A 331-nucleotide genomic window follows, 5' to 3' on the forward strand; every position below is an offset into this window, starting at 1 on the left:
AAAATGGGAAGAACAAAAGAAAATGATACGAGAACAGCTTTCAGATAAAGAAATGGGCAAGCTTTACGGAAAACGTAAGATAGATGTGGAGCCTTTCTTTGGATTCTTGAAGGCTAATTTGGGTTTCACTCGTTTCTCTGTCCGAGGAAAACCCAAAGTGGATAATGAATTGGGGTTCGCCTTAATGGCAGTGAATCTGAGAAGATACACTGCCTCTACCAGGCTTTTTATGTATCTACCTATAAATGATTTCAAAAAAGATGGATTTCGCATCAAAACCCGATGTGAAATCCATCTTTTCTTTATTATTGGCTAGTTATGTCCCAGCCTC

1 pseudogene is annotated in these 331 nt (G+C 38.7%); it reads left to right on the top strand.

What is annotated here, in order from left to right:
* Window positions 1–217 (top strand): annotated as a pseudogene (locus FLK20_RS21475) (transposase); the annotation flags it as partial.
* Window positions 218–331: the final 114 nt, after the last annotated feature.

The sequence above is a fragment of the Oceanobacillus sp. CFH 90083 genome (assembly GCF_009389585.1).
GTDB lineage: Bacteria > Bacillota > Bacilli > Bacillales > Amphibacillaceae > Oceanobacillus.